The sequence below is a fragment of the Streptosporangium sp. NPDC051022 genome (assembly GCF_040683035.1).
In the GTDB taxonomy this organism is placed as follows: Bacteria; Actinomycetota; Actinomycetes; order Streptosporangiales; family Streptosporangiaceae; genus Streptosporangium.
Genome location: NZ_JBFBCF010000035.1, coordinates 66,740 through 84,930, shown reverse-complemented (window position 1 = coordinate 84,930; position 18,191 = coordinate 66,740). Strand labels below are relative to the sequence as shown.

At 69.9% G+C, this 18,191-nt stretch carries 15 protein-coding genes; 8 read left to right on the top strand and 7 right to left on the bottom strand.

Annotated features, from left to right (window positions below; all coding sequences use genetic code 11):
- Window positions 1-124 precede the first annotated feature (124 nt).
- The 4 genes from AB0N02_RS38855 to AB0N02_RS38840 form a co-directional block, all read right to left on the bottom strand.
- A complete protein-coding gene (locus AB0N02_RS38855) occupies window positions 125-931 on the bottom strand; it encodes a hypothetical protein (protein ID WP_363957606.1) in 807 nt (268 codons plus the stop codon).
- A gap of 222 nt (window positions 932-1,153) precedes the next feature.
- The gene (locus tag AB0N02_RS38850; protein ID WP_363957603.1) at window positions 1,154-1,891 is read right to left on the bottom strand and encodes a succinate dehydrogenase/fumarate reductase iron-sulfur subunit; all 738 of its coding nucleotides are present in this window, start codon (window positions 1,889-1,891) and stop codon (window positions 1,154-1,156) included.
- A complete protein-coding gene (locus tag AB0N02_RS38845) occupies window positions 1,888-3,813 on the bottom strand; it encodes a fumarate reductase/succinate dehydrogenase flavoprotein subunit (RefSeq protein ID WP_363957600.1) in 1,926 nt (641 codons plus the stop codon). The genes AB0N02_RS38850 and AB0N02_RS38845 overlap by 4 nt, the downstream gene beginning before the upstream one ends.
- A complete protein-coding gene (locus AB0N02_RS38840; protein ID WP_363957664.1) occupies window positions 3,810-4,475 on the bottom strand; it encodes a succinate dehydrogenase cytochrome b subunit in 666 nt (221 codons plus the stop codon). Before AB0N02_RS38840 ends, AB0N02_RS38845 begins: the two co-directional genes overlap by 4 nt.
- Before the next feature lie 329 nt (window positions 4,476-4,804).
- Here AB0N02_RS38840 and AB0N02_RS38835 point away from each other — a divergent pair, with 329 nt between their 5' ends.
- The 7 genes from AB0N02_RS38835 to AB0N02_RS38805 all read left to right on the top strand — a co-directional run bounded on the left by AB0N02_RS38835 (window position 4,805) and on the right by AB0N02_RS38805 (window position 12,812).
- The gene (locus AB0N02_RS38835; RefSeq protein WP_363957597.1) at window positions 4,805-5,737 is read left to right on the top strand and encodes a LysR substrate-binding domain-containing protein; all 933 of its coding nucleotides are present in this window, start codon (window positions 4,805-4,807) and stop codon (window positions 5,735-5,737) included.
- A 155-nt stretch (window positions 5,738-5,892) separates the two neighbouring features.
- Window positions 5,893-7,047, top strand: coding sequence for a SpoIIE family protein phosphatase (locus AB0N02_RS38830; RefSeq protein ID WP_363957594.1), 1,155 nt, complete (start codon window positions 5,893-5,895; stop codon window positions 7,045-7,047).
- Complete coding sequence (locus tag AB0N02_RS38825; RefSeq protein ID WP_363957591.1) at window positions 7,044-8,627, top strand: ATP-binding protein; 1,584 nt, start codon at window positions 7,044-7,046, stop codon at window positions 8,625-8,627. Before AB0N02_RS38830 ends, AB0N02_RS38825 begins: the two co-directional genes overlap by 4 nt.
- On the top strand, window positions 8,620-9,069 hold the full coding sequence (locus AB0N02_RS38820; protein WP_363957588.1) for a response regulator: 450 nt from the start codon (window positions 8,620-8,622) through the stop codon (window positions 9,067-9,069). The genes AB0N02_RS38825 and AB0N02_RS38820 overlap by 8 nt, the downstream gene beginning before the upstream one ends.
- A gap of 291 nt (window positions 9,070-9,360) precedes the next feature.
- Window positions 9,361-10,146, top strand: a complete 786-nt coding sequence (locus AB0N02_RS38815) for a hypothetical protein (protein WP_363957586.1) — start codon at window positions 9,361-9,363, stop codon at window positions 10,144-10,146.
- 9 nt (window positions 10,147-10,155) lie between these two features.
- On the top strand, window positions 10,156-12,048 hold the full coding sequence (locus AB0N02_RS38810; RefSeq protein WP_363957584.1) for a fumarate reductase/succinate dehydrogenase flavoprotein subunit: 1,893 nt from the start codon (window positions 10,156-10,158) through the stop codon (window positions 12,046-12,048).
- A 2-nt stretch (window positions 12,049-12,050) separates the two neighbouring features.
- Window positions 12,051-12,812 (top strand): succinate dehydrogenase/fumarate reductase iron-sulfur subunit, encoded by a 762-nt coding sequence (locus AB0N02_RS38805; protein WP_363957581.1) that lies wholly within the window; start codon window positions 12,051-12,053, stop codon window positions 12,810-12,812.
- Between the two features lie 444 nt (window positions 12,813-13,256).
- On the opposite strand, the gene AB0N02_RS38800 is transcribed toward AB0N02_RS38805, so the two are convergent.
- Window positions 13,257-14,996, bottom strand: coding sequence for a hypothetical protein (locus AB0N02_RS38800; protein WP_363957578.1), 1,740 nt, complete (start codon window positions 14,994-14,996; stop codon window positions 13,257-13,259).
- 136 nt (window positions 14,997-15,132) lie between these two features.
- Window positions 15,133-15,711, bottom strand: coding sequence for a hypothetical protein (locus AB0N02_RS38795; protein WP_363957575.1), 579 nt, complete (start codon window positions 15,709-15,711; stop codon window positions 15,133-15,135).
- 637 nt (window positions 15,712-16,348) lie between these two features.
- Here AB0N02_RS38795 and AB0N02_RS38790 point away from each other — a divergent pair.
- Complete coding sequence (locus AB0N02_RS38790; protein WP_363957572.1) at window positions 16,349-17,782, top strand: hypothetical protein; 1,434 nt, start codon at window positions 16,349-16,351, stop codon at window positions 17,780-17,782.
- A gap of 4 nt (window positions 17,783-17,786) precedes the next feature.
- Here AB0N02_RS38790 and AB0N02_RS38785 read toward each other — a convergent pair whose 3' ends face one another.
- Entirely contained in the window at window positions 17,787-18,179 is a 393-nt protein-coding gene (locus AB0N02_RS38785; protein WP_363957569.1) for a (deoxy)nucleoside triphosphate pyrophosphohydrolase, read from the bottom strand.
- Window positions 18,180-18,191 lie beyond the last annotated feature (12 nt).

Genomic DNA, 18,191 nt, shown 5'->3' with positions numbered 1-18,191 from the left:
AACCGAAGGCCCGGTCACCATCTCGGAACAACCTTTCGGTCTGCTCATCCGGCGGGGGCGACACCTGTTCACGATCAAACGGCCGCCGGGCAACGCGATGATGTGCTTGAGAAGGGACCGTCGATCACCAGTCGTCGGTGATGAGGTGCTTGGGCGGGGCCGTGATCGTGACGGGGGTTCCCCATCCTCGGTAGATGATGTTCATCGTCATGGTTTCGGTGTCACCGCCCTCCGGCCGGGTGAACCTCATGATGGTGTGGAAACGTCTCGGCAGGTTGTCTGGGCCCACCCAGAGTTTCCAGGTGATCCGCCCGCCCCACATGCCTCGGCCCTCCTCGGTCCCGAAGGACATCCCGGCCTGTCTCTCGCCCAGCTCGGGAACCGTCACGGTGCCGCTGTGGAGGGTCGTGGTCACTCCCTCGAAGGTCCCGCCGCCGGCGCTGGTCGCGCCCTGGGAGGCGACCAGTCTGAGAAAGCCCGGGTTGATCCCGTTGACCAGGTCCTCTCCCCAGATGACTCCGGACGGGCTCCGCTGCTGGATCCATTTCCCCACCGTCGGCGGCGACTTCCAGACGTACTTGCCGTCCTTGGAACGCACGTAGCCCTGTGAGTAGAACTCCCGGCCGATGCTGATGTCCCGGGACCGGCCCGTCCCCCATTTGTACTGGGAGATCTCCGTGGTATCGGCGGCGAACACGCCTGAAGCCGTGAAGCGGTACGCACCGGACGTCAGAATCACCTTCGCAGGCTCGGAGGGCCCACCGCGCCGCTTGACGGAGAAGCGCACGCTGCTCTTCTTCGCGAACTGCTTTCTGACCGCCCTGACGACGGAGTCGAGAGAGCCCGATTCGGGGGCCGCGTGAACGGCGCCGCCGGGAATCGCGACGCTCAGCAGACCGGCTACCACCAGCACGACGCTCATGCGTTTCATTCGCCGATCATCACGGACGATGATCTCGACCTTGTCACGGCAGGTCCCTCGCTCGGCCTGATCGGCCTGACCAGGGAGAAGCCGGTGATGGTCTCCCGACTCCGGGGAGACCTGGGACGCGGAGAACCGGCGCTGGAGCGGCCTGGCCGAACCGGTCGAGTCCGGTGTGGAAGCCCGCAGGCCCGGTCACCGTGACGGTGGCCGGGCCTGCGGAAACGGGACCTACTTCGCGGCCCTGAGGTAGTCGTGGTTCATCCGGGCGATGGTGTCCAGCGGGATGCCCTTGGGGCAGACCGCGGTGCACTCGCCGGTGTTGGTGCAGCCGCCGAAGCCCTCGGCGTCCATCTGCTCGACCATGGCCTTGGCGCGGGAGTCGCGCTCGGGCTGGCCCTGCGGCAGCAGGCCGAGGTGGGTGATCTTGGCGGCGGTGAAGAGGGAGGCCGACCCGTTGGGGCAGGCGGCGACGCAGGCGCCGCAGCCGATGCAGGTGGCCGCGTCGAACGCCGCGTCGGCGTCGACCTTCTTCACCGGGACGCTGTGCGCGTCGGGCGCGGAACCGGCCGGGACGGAGACGAAGCCGCCCGCCTGGATGATCCGGTCGAACGCGGAGCGGTCCACGACCAGGTCCTTGACCACCGGGAACGGCGCGGCGCGCCACGGCTCGATGGTGATGACCGCGTTGTCCTCGAAGTGCCGCATGTGCAGCTGACAGGTGGTGGTGGCCACCTGCTCGCCGTGCGCCACACCGTTGATCACCATGCCGCACATGCCGCAGATGCCCTCGCGGCAGTCGTGGTCGAAGGCGACCGGGTCGTCGCCCTCCAGGATGAGACGCTCGTTGAGCACGTCGAGCATCTCCAGGAAGGACATGTCGGGCGAGACGTCCTCGACCCGGTAGGTGACCATGTGGCCCTTGTCCTTCGGGCCCTTCTGGCGCCAGACCTTGAGGGTGAGATTCACTTGTAGCTCCGCTGGCTCATCTTGACGTACTCGTAGTCGAGGTCTTCCTTGTGCAGGATCGGGCCCTGCTCGCCGTACTCCCAGGCCGCGACGTAGGCGAAGTTCTCGTCGTCGCGCAGGGCCTCGCCGTCGGCGTCCTGCGACTCGGCGCGGAAGTGACCGCCGCACGACTCGCTGCGGTGCAGCGCGTCGATACACATCAGCTCGGCCAGGTCGAAGAAGTCGGCGACCCGGCCGGCCCGCTCCAGCGCCTGGTTGAGCTCGTCGGCCTCGCCGGAGACCTTCACGTTCTTCCAGAACTCCTCGCGCAGCTCGGGAATCCGCTCCAGCGCCTTGCGCAGCGACTCCTCGGTGCGCTCCATGCCGCAGTAGTCCCACATGATCTTGCCGAGCTCGCGGTGGTAGGAGTCGGCGGTGCGGGTGCCGTTGTTCGTCAGCAGCCTGTCGATCTTCTCACGGACCGCGGTCTCGGCCTCCTCGACGGCCTCCTCGTCGACCTCCTCGTAGGGGCCGTTGGCGAGGTAGTCGCCGATCGTGGTCGGCAGCACGAAGTAGCCGTCGGCCAGGCCCTGCATCAGCGCGGACGCGCCGAGGCGGTTGGCGCCGTGGTCGGAGAAGTTGGCCTCGCCGATCACGAACAGGCCGGGGATGGTGGACTGCAGGTCGTAGTCGACCCACAGGCCGCCCATCGTGTAGTGCACGGCGGGGTAGATGCGCATCGGCTGGGTGTAGGGGTCCTCACCGGTGATGCGCTCGTACATCTCGAAGAGGTTGCCGTACTTCTTCTCGACCGCGTCGCGGCCGAGACGGCGGATCGCGTCGGCGAAGTCGAGGTAGACGCCCAGGCCGCCGGGGCCGACGCCGCGTCCCTCGTCGCAGACGTTCTTGGCGGCGCGGGAGGCGATGTCACGCGGGACCAGGTTGCCGAACGCCGGGTAGATGCGCTCCAGGTAGTAGTCGCGCTCGTCCTCGGGGATCTGTGAGGCGGGACGGTCGTCGCCCGCCTTCAGCGGCACCCACACGCGGCCGTCGTTGCGCAGCGACTCCGACATCAGGGTCAGCTTGGACTGGTAGTCGCCGCTGACCGGGATGCAGGTCGGGTGGATCTGCGTGTAGCAGGGGTTGGCGAACATCGCGCCGCGCCGGTGCGCGCGCCAGATCGCCGTGGTGTTGCAGCCCTTGGCGTTCGTCGACAGGAAGAACACGTTCCCGTAGCCGCCGCTGGCCAGCACGACCGCGTCGGCCACGTGCCGCTCGATCTCGCCGGTGACCATGTCGCGGACGATGACGCCGCGCGCCCTGCCGTCGGAGACGATCAGGTCGAGCATCTCGTGGCGGGTGTGCATCTTCACCGTCCCGGCCGCGATCTGCCGCTCCAGGGCCTGGTAGGCGCCCAGCAGCAGCTGCTGGCCCGTCTGGCCCCTGGCGTAGAAGGTGCGGGAGACCTGCGCGCCGCCGAAGGAGCGGGTGTCGAGCAGGCCGCCGTACTCGCGGGCGAACGGCACGCCCTGGGCGACCGCCTGGTCGATGATGTTCACGCTGACCTGGGCGAGCCGGTAGACGTTCGACTCGCGGGCCCGGAAGTCGCCGCCCTTGACGGTGTCGTAGAACAGCCGGTAGATCGAGTCGCCGTCGCCCCGGTAGTTCTTGGCCGCGTTGATGCCGCCCTGGGCCGCGATGGAGTGGGCGCGCCTGGGGGTGTCCTGGTAGCAGAACGACTTGACGTTGTAGCCCAGCTCGCCGAGGGTCGCCGCGGCCGAGCCGCCCGCCAGGCCGGTGCCGATCACGATGACGTTGAGCTTGCGCTTGTTGGCGGGGTTGACCAGCTTGGCGCCGAACTTGCGCTTCTCCCAGCGGTCCTCGATCGGTCCCTCGGGGGCCTTGGTGTCGCGGATCGGCTCGCCTTCGGTGTACTTCGTCACTTGACCACTCCGATCATGACCCCGACGGGAACCGCGAGGAAGCCGAGCACCAGCACCGCCGAGCCCACGGCCGCGGCCGCCTTCAGCGGGCGGTAGCTGCGCGAGCCCGCCAGGCCGAGCGTCTGGAAGGCGCTCCACAGGCCGTGCCGCAGGTGCAGGCCGACCATGACGACGGCGAGCACGTAGAAGAGCGTCACCCACCAGCGCGACGGCTCGAAGCCCTGGACGAGCTTGTCGTACGGCGCGCCGTCCCAGCCCGCCGGGTTGACCACGCCGAAGGTGAGGTCGAGCAGGTGCCAGATGACGAAGAGCACGATGGTGATGCCGCCCCAGCGCATGATGTGGGTGGCGTAGCCGTTCGCCTGGGACTTGCGCTTGGCCGCGTACTTGACGGGGCGGGCCTTGTTCGCCCGGCGCGCCAGGGAGATCGCCGACCACATGTGCAGCACGACCGCCACGACCAGCACGACCTCGACCAGGGTCAGCAGGACCCGGCGCGGGAGGATCGGCTCGCCCATGGTCCGCAGGAACTCGGCGTAGGCGTTGAACGTCTCGGCGCCGAAGAAGCTCTTGAGGTTTCCGGCCATGTGGCCGATGAGGAAGAGCACCAGGATGGCGCCCGTGACGGCCATGACCGCCTTTTTCCCGTTGGAGGAGCCCAGGAGCCCGCCGGACCTCTTGGGCGTCACAGTCTTCGCAGACTCCGAGGGGGCGCCCCCCGAAGATTTAACCGGCGCGGTGGCGGCTCCGCGCTCAATCGTGGCAGTCACACGTTGACGCTAGGTAGGGTGATTTCCCCCGTCCAAGTCATCGCGGATGTGGTTTCCATAGCCTGCGACTATCGCCTCTGCGTTTATGCGGGTTTTACAGCGACGGCTCCCGGCGGGATGCGAGCAATCTCACACCGCGTCCCCGGCCGTAACCTCCCATCGTCATCCACCCGGGGGGTCGCCCCGGATCCGCCACCGACGCCTCCGTACGCTAGGGAAACGTGCAGCTCCAGCAACTGGCCTACTTCGTGGCGGTGGCCGACTCCCGTCACTTCACCCAGGCCGCCGAGCGGATGCGCGTCGCACAGCCGTCGCTGAGCAAGCAGATCAGGGCCCTGGAGACCGACCTCGGCGCTCCCCTGTTCAGCCGCGCCAGGGGGAACGTCACCCTCACCCCCGCGGGGGAGGCGCTGCTGCCGCTCGCCCGCCGGATGCTGGCCGACGCCGAGACCGCCCGGCGCGAGGTCGGCGAGCTGGCCGGGCTGCGCCGCGGCCGGGTACGGCTGGGCGCGACGCCGTCGCTCTGCGCCGGGCTGATGGCCGACGCGCTGGCCAGGTTCCACCGCGAGTATCCCGGCATCGAGCTGCTCGTCGAGGAGGGGGGCTCGCGTGACCTGGTCCGCACCCTCGCCCGGGGCCAGCTCGACCTGGCGCTGATCATCATGCCGCTGCAGAACGACGACCCGGCCCTGGTCACCGAGGAGGTGCTGCGGGAGAACCTGGTCGTCGTCTCCCCCTCCATCTCGCACGCGCGCCGGCCGTACATGCGGATCGACGAGCTGCGCGGGCAGCCGATGGTGATGTTCCGGCGGGGCTACGACCTGCGGGAGGCGACGCTCGGCGCCTGCCGCCAGGCCGGGTTCGAACCCAGGCTGTCCGTCGAGGGCGGGGAGATGGACGCGGTGCTGCGCTTCGTCGAGGCGGGGCTGGGCATCGCGCTGGTGCCGTCGATGGTCCTGGACGGCCGTCCCGGGCTGGTGGGGACGCCGCTGGCGCCGCCGGGGCTGCGCCGTACGATCGCCATCGCCCACCGCAAGGACGTCGAGCCCACCCGCGCCGCGCAGGCGTTCCGCGACACCTTGCTGTTCTTCCTGGCCGAGGCCGCCCACGAGGGTAGTCTTCCGGAGGGCCTGGAGCTGATCCCCCCGGGCTGAGCGGCCGGGTCCTCGCGAACGGCGCGCCGGTGAGGGGGTGCGGCTGCCCGAACCGGACACTCCGCGGGAGCCGGGAGATCGTCGTCCCATAAGTCAGGGTGCCGCACTATTCTGCATACCGTTAAGTAGGTTCCCCCGATCTTTAAGAGGCGTCAGTGACCGCCCCTCCCAATGAAACGCTCACGCTCCTGCTCATCGAGGACGACGCGGGCGACGCCTTTCTCGTGGAGGAGCTGCTCGCCCAGGCGAACAACCCGCCGAAGATCATCTGGGTGCGCAGCCTGCAGGAGAGCCGGGAGCGGCTGACCGACGACGTGCAGTGCGTGCTCGTCGACCTCTCCCTGCCCGACGCGACCGGCCTTGAGGCGCTGGAGCAGGTGCTGTCGATGGCGCCGCACGCCGCCGTACTCGTGCTGACGGGGCTGAACGACAGTCATGTGGGCGTGGACGCCGTGGCGGCGGGCGCGCAGGACTTCCTGGTCAAGCAGGACGTGGAGGCCCGGCTGCTGGCGCGGGCGATCCGCTACGCGATGGAGCGCAAGCGCGCCGACCTGGCTCAGCGCAGGCTGGTCGAGGCCGAGCTGCTCACCAAGGAGAACTCCCGCCTCGAACGCGGCCTGCTGCCCGTCCCCCTGCTGGATCCCGGAGAGCTGGAGCACGACGCCCGCTACCTGCCGGGGCGCAGGCGGGCCCTGCTCGCCGGTGACTTCTGGGACACCGTGCAGAGCCCCGACGGCGCCGTGCACGTGGTGGTCGGCGACGTGTGCGGGCACGGTCCCGACGAGGCCGCGCTGGGGGTCGCGCTCCGGATCGCGTGGCGGACCCTCGTGCTGGCCGGGCACACCGGCAACGAGCTGCTGAACGTCCTGGACTCGGTGCTCCGCCTGGAGCGCAAGTCGGCGGAGATCTTCACGACGCTGTGCATCGCCAGGATCGACCCGGCCCTCGACCACGCGCGGATGCACGTGGTCGGCCACCCGCCACCGCTGCTGATCCGCGACGGCGTGATCGACGTGGTGCCGAACACCCCCTCCGGGCCGCCCTTGGGCATCTTCCAGGGCGTGAGCTGGTCGGAGATCGAGGTCGCGCTGGGCGACGACTGGTCGCTGCTGCTCTACACCGACGGCCTGATCGAGGCCACCGTCGGCGGCGGCCCCGACCTGCTCGGCACCGAGGGGCTGCTCGCCCTGGTGCACGAGCACGGCGGGGTCCACCTCGACCGGCTGATCGAGCGGGTGATCGAACTCAACGGCGACTCGCTCAGCGACGACCTGGCCACCGTGCTCATCTCCCGGGGAAACGGGCGATGAGCGGACGCCCGGGCATGCGGCCTCTGCCCACTCCGGCTCCGGCGACGGGCTTCGGCAGACTGCGGGTCGGGCAGTGGTTCATGCTCACGGGGGCGATCGTCGCCCTGCTGCTCGGGATCTCCGCCGCCTTCACGGTCTCCTCGATCGAGGAGACGCGGGTGGCCAGGATCGTCGTCGTCGACGTCGTCGACCCCGCCGCGCTGCGCACCCTGGACGTCGCCAACGCGCTGACCGCCCAGGAGGGCTCGGCGCGGACGTACGGCAGGACCAACGAGGCCACGGCCCTGCAGGACTACCGCAACGCCGTCGCCTCGGAGAGCAAGGCGATGGCCGCGCTCGACGAGCTGCTGCCCAGGATGCCGGAGAGGGAGCGGATCGGCGCCGGCGTCGCCCGGCTGAAGGCCGCCGGGCAGGCATGGCGGCATGACTACGTGGAAAAGGTCGTCGCCGAGATACCGACCTACAAGACCGAAACCTCCTCGCGGAACGCCCCCGTCAACGCCGAGCGGTTCACCGAGGTCCGCCGGGCGCTCGGCGACCTCCAGGACGACCTCAACCGGCTGCACACCGAGGGCAGCCGCCGCCTCGACCAGGGCTGGCGCACCATGTACGTCGCGCTCGGCGGGGTGGTCCTGGCCCTGATCCTGGCCGCGATCGGCGCCGCGCTCATTCTGCGTTACACCGTGCTGCGCCCGCTGGCCGAGCTGAGCGGGCAGGTCCGCGCGGTCGCCCAGGGCGACTTCGAGCACACTCTGAAGGTCGAGCACCCGTCGGAGCTCGCCGAGCTGTCCAGCCACGTGAACTCCATGCGCCACCGCATCATCGCCGAGTGGCGCAGGGTCGAGGCGGCCCAGAACAAGCTTGAGGAGCAGGCGACGGAGCTGCGGCGCTCGAACGGCGAGCTGGAGCAGTTCGCCTACGTGGCCAGCCACGACCTGCAGGAGCCGCTGCGCAAGGTGGCCAGCTTCACCCAGATGCTGGAGCAGCGCTACGGCGACCAGCTCGACGACCGGGCCAAGCAGTACATCGCCTTCGCGGTGGACGGCGCCAAGCGCATGCAGCTCCTGATCAACGACCTGCTCGACTTCTCCCGGGTCGGCAGGATGGGCGGCGAGCGGACCACGATCGACGCCGGCCTGCCCCTGCGGAGCGCGCTGAACAACCTCGCCACCCCGATCGAGGAGTCCGGGGCGACGGTGACCTCCGACGAGCTGCCCACGGTGCACGGCAACCGGACCCAGCTCATCCAGCTCTTCCAGAACCTCGTCGGCAACGCCGTCAAGTTCCGCTCCGAGGAGCCTCCCAGGGTCCACATCGGGGTACGCCGCGACGGGGACATGTGGGAGTTCTCCTGCGCCGACAACGGAATCGGCATCGAGAGCAAATACACTGACCGGATCTTCCTGATCTTCCAGCGTCTGCACGGCCGGGACGCCTACGCGGGCACCGGCATCGGCCTGGCACTGTGCAAGAAGATCGTCGAGTATCACGGCGGCCGCATCTGGGTGGAGAGCGACGCGCCCGAGAAGCCCGGGACGACCTTCCGCTGGACCCTTCCCATTGGAGAGACCGATGAATGACCTGCGCTGGATCGACGTGCTCCTGGTCGAGGACGACCCGGGCGACGTCCTGCTGACGCGGGAGGCGTTCGAGATGAACAAGGTCAGGAACAAGCTGCACGTCGTCAACGACGGCGAGCAGGCCATGGCCTTCCTGCGCAGGGAGGGCGAGTACGCCGACGCGCCCCGCCCCGACCTGATCCTGCTGGACCTCAACCTGCCCCGCAAGGACGGCCGTGAGGTGCTCCAGGACATCAAGGGCGACGAGAAGCTCCGCGGCATCCCGGTGGTCGTGCTGACCACGTCGGAGTCGGAGGAGGACATCCTGCGCAGCTACAACCTGCACGCCAACGCCTACGTCTCGAAGCCCGTGGACTTCGACCAGTTCATCAGCGTGGTGCGGCGGATCGACGACTTCTTCGTGACCGTGGTCAAGCTGCCCAGTTCTGACCAACATTACTGACAGGCGCGGGCCCTCCGGGCCCGTGACCGAAGATCTCCCCAAAGGCCTCTCCAGCTCGCGGAACATGGCGGCCCCATGGCCCCCACCTGACCAACGTGACAGGAATCACACCCGACCGGTGAAAATGTGAGTGACGCTTCTCACATGAGCGGGTAGTCGCGTCGTAACGTATCCCCACCGATAAGCGCGCGCACGGCGAGCCGGCGCGACCACGGCCCGGCGCGCGGGACAACTGAAACGACCCGGACCCCCTTTGGCGAGCAGGGTCCGCGGGAGGTGGAGAGGTCTCCAATGACCCAGACAACGGCCGACAGCCCGGCCAGAAGGCAGCGTGCGCAGATCAAGGAGCGCACGCTGCGAACCGACCAGTGGTGGCTTTATCCGCTGGTCACCTTCATCATCTTCACGGCATTCCTCGTCTACGCCACGTGGGCGATCTTTGATACGAGCTACTTCACGTCGCCGTACATCGCGCCGTTCTCCTCCCCCTGCCTCGCGACGAGCTGCCCCGAGGGGGCACGCCTCTTCGGCCTGGCACCGTTCGGCGACTGGTACACCCTGCCCCCGGGACTGCTGATCCTGGGCCTGCCCGCGGGCTTCCGCTTCACCTGCTACTACTACCGCAAGGCCTACTACCGCGGCTTCTGGCTGTCGCCGCCGGCGTGCGCCGTCAGCGAGCCGCACAGCAAGTACACCGGTGAGTCCCGCTTCCCGCTGATCCTGCAGAACGTCCACCGCTACTTCTTCTACACGGCGATCGTGATCGGCCTGATCCTCGCCTGGGACGCGGTGCTGGCCCTCGTGGAGAAGCCGTTCGGGCTCGGGACGTGGATCCTGGTGGTCAACGCCGTCTTCATCAACCTGTACACGCTGTCGTGCCACTCCTGCCGGCACATCACCGCCGGGCGTCTGAACCACTTCTCCAAGCACCCGATCCGGTACCGGGCGTGGGGTTTCGTCTCCAAGCTCAACGCCAAGCACCAGCAGCTCGCGTTGATCTCGATGTTCACGGTCATGGGAGCCGACCTCTACGTGAGGCTGGTCGCCAAGGGCATCGTCAACTTCCCGTTCGCATAAGGATCACCTGTGGAAATCGAGCGTCACGAATACGACGTCGTCGTCATCGGCGCCGGCGGTGCGGGACTGCGGGCGGCCATCGAGGCCCGCCAGCAGGGCAAGCGGACCGCGATCGTCTGCAAGTCGCTGTTCGGCAAGGCGCACACCGTCATGGCGGAGGGCGGCGCCGCGGCCGCCATGGGCAACGTCAACAGCGACGACAACTGGATGGTGCACTTCCGCGACACCATGCGGGGCGGCAAGTTCCTCAACAACTGGCGGATGGCCGAGCTGCACGCCAAGGAGGCCCCCGACCGTGTCTGGGAGCTGGAGGCGTGGGGCGCGCTGTTCGACCGCACCAAGGACGGCAAGATCAGCCAGCGTAACTTCGGCGGGCACGAGTACCCCCGGCTGGCCCACGTCGGCGACCGTACCGGCCTGGAGCTGATCCGCACCCTGCAGCAGCGCGTGGTCGCGCTCCAGCAGGAGGACGAGAAGCTGCACGGCGACGCGGAGGCCTACATCAAGGTCTTCCAGGAGTGCACGGTCACCCGCCTGCTGAAGGACGGCGACGCGATCTCGGGTGCCTTCGGCTACTGGCGGGAGAACGGCAAGTTCATCCTGTTCGACGCCCCCGCGATCGTGCTGGCCACCGGCGGCATCGGCAAGTCCTACGTGGTGACCTCCAACTCGTGGGAGTACACCGGGGACGGTCACGCGCTGGCGCTGCTCGCCGGGGCGAAGCTGATCAACATGGAGTTCATCCAGTTCCACCCCACCGGGATGGTCTGGCCGCCGTCGGTCCGCGGCATCCTCGTCACCGAGTCGGTCCGCGGTGACGGTGGAGTGCTGCGCAACTCCGAGGGCAAGCGCTTCATGTTCGACTACATCCCCGACGTGTTCAAGGACAAGTACGCCACCACCGAGGAGGAGGGCGACCGCTGGTACACCGACCAGGCCAACAACCGCCGTCCTCCGGAGCTGCTGCCTCGTGACGAGGTCGCCAGGGCCATCAACTCCGAGGTGAAGGCCGGCCGCGGATCGCCCCAGGGCGGCGTCTTCCTCGACGTCTCCAGCCGGCTGCCCGCCGCCGAGATCATCAAGCGGCTGCCGTCGATGCACCACCAGTTCAAGGAGCTGGCCGACGTCGACATCACCGCCGAGCCCATGCAGGTCGGCCCGACCTGCCACTACATCATGGGCGGCGTCGAGGTCGACGCCGACACCGGCGCCGCCGACGTCCCCGGCCTGTTCGCGGCCGGCGAGGTCTCCGGCGGCATGCACGGCTCCAACCGGCTCGGCGGCAACTCGCTGTCCGACCTGCTGGTGTTCGGCCGCCGCGCGGGCGCGGGAGCGGCCGACTACGTGAACGGCCTGGCCTCCCGGCCGAAGGTCACCGAGGAGGCGGTCGCCGACGCGAAGGCCGAGGCCCTGGCCCCGCTGGAGCGCACCGGGGAGAACCCGTACGAGGTTCACCAGGAGCTGCAGCGGACGATGAACGAGCTCGTCGGCATCATCCGCAAGTCGGAGGAGGTCACCGAGGCGCTGGAGGCCGTGGGCAAGCTCAAGGAGCGGGCCCAGGGGGTCGGCGCGACCGGCAGCCGGATCTACAACCCCGGCTGGCACCTCTGCCTGGACCTGCGCAACATGCTCCTGGTCTCCGAGTGCGTGGCCAAGGCGGCGCTGATCCGCGAGGAGAGCCGTGGCGGCCACACCCGTGACGACTTCCCGGGCATGTCGGCCGAGTGGCGCCGCAAGCTCCTGGTGTGCGGCCTCTCCCCGGACGGCTCGGGCGTGGACGTCGTGGAGAAGGTGCAGCTGTCCATGCGCGACGACCTGATCAGCCTGTTCGACCGGGCCGAGCTGAAGAAGTACATCACCGAGGAAGAGCTGGCCGACTTCGACGCGTTGGTCAAGGAGTGACCATGAGTTACAAGGCGAAGTTCCGCGTGTGGCGGGGCGAGGGCGGCGAGGGCAAGCTGGAGGACTTCACCGTCGAGGTGAACGAGGGCGAGGTCGTCCTCGACATCATCCACAGGCTCCAGGCCACCCAGGCTCCCGACCTCGCGGTCCGCTGGAACTGTAAGGCCGGCAAGTGCGGCTCGTGTTCCATGGAGATCAACGGCAAGCCGAAGCTCGGCTGCATGACCCGGATGTCCACCTTCTCGGAGGACGAGACGATCACCGTGACGCCCATGCGGACGTTCCCGGTGATCAAGGACCTGGTCACGGACGTGTCCTTCAACTACCAGAAGGCACGCGAGATCCCGTCCTTCACGCCGCCTGCGAACGTGAAGCCGGGCGAGTACCGCATGCAGCAGATCGACGTCGAGCGGTCCCAGGAGTTCCGCAAGTGCATCGAGTGCTTCATGTGCAACAACGTCTGCCACGTGATCCGTGACCACGAGGAGAACAAGCCCGGCTTCGCCGGTCCGCGCTTCCTGATGCGGATCGCCGAGCTGGACATGCACCCCTACGACGTGGCCGACCGCAAGGACGCCGCGCAGGAGGAGCACGGCCTCGGTTACTGCAACATCACCAAGTGCTGCACCGAGGTCTGCCCCGAGCACATCAAGATCACCGACAACGCGCTGATCCCGATGAAGGAACGGGTCGTGGACCGCAGGTACGACCCGCTGGTCTGGCTGGGCAACAAGATCTTCAAGCGCTCCAGCGCGAAGAGCTGAGCCCCGCCCGGCCTGGCCGCCCGGCCCGGCCGGAACCGCCCCCGTGAGGGGGCAGGCACCCCTCCACGGCGCCGGTCACGTCTCCCCGTGACCGGCGCCGTCGTGTGCGCGGGGCGCCGTGTGTGTGGGGGGGGCGCCGTGTGGGGGGCGCCGTGTGTGCGGGGTGAGGCGTGTGTGGGGCGTCGCGTTGCGGGGTTAGGCGCGTACGCGTACGGTCCCGGTCGCACGGGCTTCGGGAGAGGCGGGTACGGCGAGCCACGCCCGGCGGATGGGACGGTCACCGAAAGCCGGAACGGCCGCCCAGGACCACCGCCCGGAGGCCTGGACCCACCCAGGATCCTTCAGAACCCCCGCCCCGGACCCTCGACCCGCCCGGGGCTCGTCCGGACGGCCGTCTCGAAGATGTCCCGGACGGCCGTCCGGAGCGTGCCCGGGGCTTACCCGTTACTTGGAACGGCGGAACAGGCCGCGCTTCTTCTTGTCGTCCTTCTCGCCGGGAAGGGGATAGACCGCCGTACCTGAGGACTCGTCGGAAGACGGCTGGTTCTTCGCGCGCTTGTCCGGAAGCGGCTCCAGGCCGAAGGGACGACGCTGCGGTTCCTCCCGCGAGGGCGGTGTCCACACGGACCCCGAGGGAGACTCCTCGGAGGGGGCCGTGGGAGGAGCCGCCGGGGGTTCCATGGAAGACGGGGACTTCTTCTTCCTGCGCTTGGACGGCAGCGGCTCCAGGCCGAAGGGACGGCGCGCCGGCTCCTGCGGGAACGGCGCCCCGGGGAACTCACCCGCCCCCTGCACCGGACCGGCGGAGAACTCGCCGAACCCCTGCGGCGGACCCGCGGGGAACTCGCTCGTCCCCTGCGGCGGACCCGCGGGGAACTCACTTGTCCCCTGCGGCGCCGAGGCACCGGGGAACCCGCCGAACCCCTGCGGCTGGGCGCCGGGGAAGTCACCGAATCCCTGCGACGGCGGACCCGCGGGGAACTCCGGCGCCGGGCCCGCGGGGAATCCGCCGAACCCCTGATCGGGCGAACCCGCGGGGAACTCACTTGTCCCCTGCGGCGCCGAAGCGCCGGGGAACCCGCCGAACCCCTGGTCGAACGGCCCCGCGGGGAACTCGCCGGGCCCGGGCTGGAGCGTCTCCTCCGGGAACCGCGAGGAGCCCTCCTGGAAGGCGTGCTGCGAGGTGCCGGGGCCCGCCGGGCCGTACGGCGACTGCTGGTCGTGCCCCGCGGGGAAGTGACCGTGCTGCTGGTCGAAGTAGCCGGTGGGCTGTTCCTGCCCGGGACCCGGCATGTAGGCGATCGGCTGCTCGTACGCCTGGGGGTGCTGCTCGGGCGCGTAGCCCTCCGGGTAGGTCGTGCCTCCGTACATCTGCATGGGGACGAAGCTGATGATCGGGGCGTAGGCCGTACCGCCCTGGTAGACCGTGGGCGGGAAGCCCGGCGCGGGCGCGTAGGCGGCGCCGGGGGGATAGGGCATCGTCTCGACGTACTCACGGCGCCCCGCACCCCGGGGGCCGGCCCTGCGGACGGCGGAGGCGTGGGCCATACGGCGCAGCCTGCCCTCGAAGATCAACACGGCGAACAGCACCAGCAGCACCAGGATCAGCGCCGGGATGCCGAGCTGCTGGCTCAGCTCGGAGGCGTTGAAGTCGGAGCCCGCGTTGCGGATCTCGTAGGGCACCGAGGCGGCTCCCGGGTCCTCGAACGTGTCGTCGCCCGTCGGCTGGGGCGTGGAGCTGGGAACGACGAAGTCGGGGGTGGGAGTGGGCGTCGGCTGCACCTCCTCCGTGCTGGGGAACACGGGCGCCTCTTCGGTGGGCGTCGACGCGGGGGTCTCGACGGGGGCCGGGACGACGGGAGTGGAGACCGGCGGCTGGACCGGAAGCGGTGTGGGCTGCGGAGCCGTCGTCTTGGGAGGCTTGGTCTTGGGAGGCTTGGGCTTCGACGAGGGGGTGACGGTGACCGTGGTGGTCACCGTCTTCTGCGGAACCGGGAGGGGAGATTCCGCAGGAGGGGCGTCGGTGACCGTGACGGTGACGACCGGGGTCGGTTCCGCGCACGGTCCTGCGGGATCGACGTCACAGCCGGGAACCTCTGAGGGGTTCGCGGCCAGGCGGGCCGAGGCACCGGCCGGAGGTGAGGCGGTGAACGGCGCCGCCACAACCAGCGCCGAACCGCCCACTCCCACCGATATGAGAACGGCGGAGATAACCACTGCACGCCGGGATCGTGCCACCGGTGCCCTCCGAGAATTCCCTATACAGAACGAGTCAAGTCAAGGAAATACTAGTCGGGTAAAAGTAACAACCAGCCACGTTTCACAACACGGGTCGTGTCCCTCGTCTACGCTGAATTTTCGCCTGTAGCCACAGCAGTCCCAGCAGACCGCCCACCGAGGCCCCCACCATGGGAAATCCCCGCGTCCCTGTCAAGAACGGCTCCGACAGGGCCACCGGCTCGACCTCCTGACCAGGGCCGTCCACGTCACGGGGCAGCGGTGCGCCGAGCGGCTGTGCGTCCGCCGTACTCCCCGGGATGCTCCCCGGGGACGGCGACACGACCGGCGTGGGCGCGGCCAGCGGCATCCGCAGATTCGGGTCGTTCCAGAGCTGCGGCATCTGTCCGGATTCGGACAGGGCCGAGGCGGGAGGCGCGGGCGGATCGGAGCGTACGGCGGTCGCCCGCCGCCCGGTGGCCGGTCCCGGGTTCTGCGCGCGGGACTTCTTACGCCCGCCGAGCGGCTTGAGCGACTCGATCGGCTGGGGCGGCCGAGCCTCGGGCCACGCGGCCGCCGTCGGCTCCCCGATCTGGCCCCACTGCGCCGCGCAGTCCCCGGGGGACGCCGAGGGCAGCGGGACGCCTCCTCCGTCCGGTCCCGCCTTCGGCACGGGGGACACGGCAGGTGCCTCCGGCGGCCCGCCGACCGCTCCCCGATCCCCCGGCGTACCGGGAACCTCCGGGGCCTGACGCACCGGCGGATCCGACGGGGGGAACGGCTCCCTCACGACCGGTGCGGCCGGTTCGGCCGGTTCGAGACGCCGGGGAAAGGCCGGCCTCGCCGACTCCACGGCACCGGTCCCCGAACCCGCCGGCCCAGCCGGTTTAACCGGTCCAATGGGTCCAGGCTGCCCAGGCGGTCCCGTCGGCCCTGTCGGACCTGGGAGACCCGGTGGACCGGTCACCGGTCCGCCGGGACCGACGGAAGCCCCGGCGGGAACCGTCCCCGCCTCGGGGTCACGCCCGGCCCCCGCTCCATGCCCATGTCCACGTCCGCCCCCATGCCCGTGGCCACGCCCCTGTCCGGGCCCACGCCCATGTCCCGGAAGGAGCACCCCGGAGGCCTTTTCCGGCTTAACGGAGAACACTCCGGAAACCGCTCCCGAATTCGGGGATGACATCTCGGAAATCGTTCCTGACCTGGGCGAGGACGCTCCGGAAACCGTTTTGGAAATCTCCGGGTATACCGGAGAGGACGCCCCGGGGAAAGGTGTCCTCGGAGGGACCGGAAACACCCCGGGAGCGGGTTGGGGAACCATGAGATCGGCCAGTCCCGGCTCCGCCACCGCCTCCGGCCTCACCACCGTCCCCGGCCTCGCCGCCCCGGGCTTCGTCATCACCCCCGGTTTCGTTCCTGACTTCGCCACCGCCCCCGGTTTCGCCACCGCCCCCGGTTTCGTTCCCGGTTTCGTTCCCGGTTTCGTTCCCGGCTTCGCCACCGTCCCCGACTTCGTCCCCGGCTTCGCCACCGGCCGCGATCCCGCCTCCGCCGGCGTCCCCGCCCCCGGCCCCTTCCCGGGAACGGAGGCGGGGGCAGAACCCTCCGCCTTCGCTTCCGCTCCCGGAACGGCCCCGGCCGCTTTCGGCTCCGGTCGCGTTCCCGGGACGCCCTCGGCCGCTCCCGTGCCCCTTCCAGGGACGGCCCCGGCCGCTCCCGCCCCCGGAGCGGTCCCCGCGGCTCCCGCTCCCGGAACGGCCCCGGCGGCTCCCGCTCCCGGAACAGTCCAGGCCACTCCCGGGCCGGGAGCGGTCCCGCCCGTTCCCGCTTCCGGAGCGGCCCCGGCCGCTCCCGTGCCCGGAACAGCCCCGGTCGCGCGTGTTCCCGGAACGGACTCGATCGCCTTCGCCTCCGCCCGCGCCCTCGCCTCCGCCTGTATCCGCGCCTCCGTTCGCGTCCCCGGCTCCGTTCGCGTCCCCGGAACGGCCTCGATCGTTCCCGTTCCCGGGACGTCATCGGCGGCCCAGGCCGTCTCGGGGAGCACCTCCACCTCGACCGTCCCCGCCTGCGCCCGCCCTTCGGCCCGCTCGCCCGGCCGCCCGTCCGCGTGTTCGTCCACCTCTCCGCGCACCGTGACACCGGCGTCACGGACCGCCCTCGCGACCGGGGCCTCGATCCAGCTCCTGGCCGTCCGGGTCACCCGTTCGCCCCCGGGGCCGGACATCTGCACCACCGCGGTCAGCTCGACGGGCCGGTCGTCCTCCGGCACGGCGACCAGCACGTCCACGGGCCGACGCACGCCGATCTCGCCCATGGCGCACACCCGCCACCCGATCCGGACCGTCTCTCGGCCCCCCGCCGCGGAAGGACAGTCGATGCCCCTGAACAACGCGGCGGGCGTCGTGGCCACCGTCAGCCGCGCGTCGCTCCCCGGCCCGCGCAGCCACACCCGGAACCGGATCAGGTCACCGGTACGGCTCTCGCGCGCCACCGTCCCGAACCCCCCGATCCCGGGCACTCCCGCCCCGGCCCCTCCGAGGCTCTCCGCCCCCGCCGTACCGGGTGGCGAGGCGACGGCCCTGCCCGCCTCGACCGCGCACACCGCCGATCCCCCGCCAAGCACGAGCGTTCCCGCCCCGACCGCCGAAACCATCCGGGCACGCCGCCACCATCCGGTCACCGCATTTCTCCGATCCCCCGATACGGACACGCGACAACAACACGTCCAGTGCTTTCTATGTCACATCGAGTAGCCGATCAACCTCCGTCGAGCCGACCTTGCACGGCTCGCACGATCGGCAGGTCCGCGGGAAGCCACTGCACGTCGTAGAGCTCGTCCATGGTCAGCCAGCGCAGGTCGAGGTGCTCCCTGGCCACCGGTTCCCCCGCCACGATCTCGGCCAGCCAGACCCTGAGCACGTAGCCGCCCGCCAGCGGCCAGTCCCCGCCGACCTGCTCCCCGGCCTCGACCACGACGCCGAGCTCCTCCTGACACTCACGGATCAGCGCGGTGCGATCGTCTTCCCCGGGGTCCACCTTTCCCCCGGGGAACTCCCATCCACCGGCGAGCTCGGGAGGGTCGGCGCGCTGGGCGGCGAGCAGCCTGCCGTTGCCGTCGACGATCGCGGCTCCCACAACGACCTTGTCCATGGGACCCGATTG

Excerpts from the sequence above, each read along its gene's own strand:
- AB0N02_RS38855 (WP_363957606.1), bottom strand. The coding sequence starts at position 931 with ATGAAACGCATGAGCGTCGTGCTGGTGGTAGCCGGTCTGCTGAGCGTC.
- AB0N02_RS38825 (WP_363957591.1), top strand. The coding sequence starts at position 7,044 with ATGAGCGGACGCCCGGGCATGCGGCCTCTGCCCACTCCGGCTCCGGCG.
- AB0N02_RS38785 (WP_363957569.1), bottom strand. The coding sequence starts at position 18,179 with ATGGACAAGGTCGTTGTGGGAGCCGCGATCGTCGACGGCAACGGCAGG.
- AB0N02_RS38790 (WP_363957572.1), top strand. The coding sequence starts at position 16,349 with ATGAGATCGGCCAGTCCCGGCTCCGCCACCGCCTCCGGCCTCACCACC.
- AB0N02_RS38805 (WP_363957581.1), top strand. The coding sequence starts at position 12,051 with ATGAGTTACAAGGCGAAGTTCCGCGTGTGGCGGGGCGAGGGCGGCGAG.
- AB0N02_RS38820 (WP_363957588.1), top strand. The coding sequence starts at position 8,620 with ATGAATGACCTGCGCTGGATCGACGTGCTCCTGGTCGAGGACGACCCG.
- AB0N02_RS38815 (WP_363957586.1), top strand. The coding sequence starts at position 9,361 with ATGACCCAGACAACGGCCGACAGCCCGGCCAGAAGGCAGCGTGCGCAG.